Below are 1,401 nucleotides of genomic sequence, written 5' to 3' on the forward strand. Positions count from 1 at the left end.
CAATGCCGTTGCTTTTGGGGTGGTGCGGGCGTTGGGCCATTCGTGTTGGTGTCGCGTCTGGAGCGGTTAGGGCTTGGGGTCTTGACCCGGTCGTGTCCGCCTGAACTGGTGGACCAGGTCGTCGGCGAGGCGGGCTGCGTGGAGAAGCGGCGCCGTCTGCTGTCGGCCCGGTTCACGGTGTACTTCGTCCTTGCGTTATGCCTGTTCCCACGGGTCGACTACCTGGAGGTCCTGCGGCTGCTGAAAGCGGGAGCGCCGGGCCTGCGCACGTGGACTGGTGTGAACAAATCGTCACTGACCAGGGCCAGGCAACGACTGGGATGGGCGGTCATGCGCGACTTGCACCGAGCCGTCGCCCGGCCCCTGGGCCAGGGTAGGGACCTGTTCCGTGGCCTGCGGGTCCTTGCTCTGGACGGGATGCTGCTGGCCGTCCCTGATTCGGTCGGCAACCGGGAGACATTCGGCAAATCCGGCTCGCAGCGCAGCCCGATGGGCTATCCGATGGCCCGGGTGGTTGCTGTGGCGGAGTGTTCCTCACATACGGTGCTGGACGCGGTGATCGGCGGCTGGAAGGACTCCGAGCGGATCGTCTCCGACGAGCTGGACAGACACGTCGGCGAGGGAACACTGCTCCTGGCTGACCGTGGACTGTGGGGTCTCGCCCGCTGGCACCGCCTCCGCGACCGTGGCGCCCACTTGCTTTGGAGGACGGAGCGGCGCAAAGCCCGCAGGGTCCAAGACGTCCTGGCGGACGGGAGTTACCTGGCCCGCATCGAGGCGAACAAACACAGCAAGGCAGCCGGCACCGTGAAAGCCCCGCCCGCCCTGGTGCGGGTGATCGAGTACCGGATCGACGGCCAGGCGGAAGTCGTCCGGCTCATCACCAGCCTGCTGGACCACGAGAAGTACCCGGCCGCCGAACTCGCCGCACTGTATGCCCGGCGCTGGGAGATTGAGTTGGTCTTCGACGAGCTCAAGACCCATCAGCGCGACAGACCGGTCCTGCGGTCGCAGACGCCGGACGGGGTGCGGCAGGAAATCTTCGCGCATCTGATCGTCCACCACGCGACCCGGGACCTCCTTGACGAGGCGGCCCGCCTCGCCCAGAGCCCCGCCGAGCGGACCTCGTTCACCCGGGCCCTGCACGTTGTCCGCCGCTCGGTGATTGCGCCGTCCGGCTTCCCCCCTCTGCCCGCAACCGTGACCGCCGACTCGGCATCGCCGAGATCGTGGCCGCTCTCCTGCCACGACGACGGTCACGTGACTGCCCACGGAAGATCAAATCGTGCATCACATCGTTCGGCAGCAAGGCCCCCGACGAGTCGGCCAGCCAACAGCGTCCGGCAGTCGCCATCACCATGAACCACAGATGGCAGTAACCGCCAAAAGCAACGGCATTGT

The 1,401-nt window shown here is 67.0% G+C and carries 1 protein-coding gene; it reads left to right on the forward strand.

Going from position 1 to position 1,401, the window contains the following annotated elements; all coding sequences use genetic code 11:
• On the forward strand, positions 1-1,362 hold a 1,362-nt coding region (locus ACZ53N_RS37415; protein ID WP_469145144.1), incomplete at its 5' end, for an IS4 family transposase.
• Positions 1,363-1,401 lie beyond the last annotated feature (39 nt).

Source organism: Streptomyces sp. NPDC033229 (assembly GCF_055576875.1).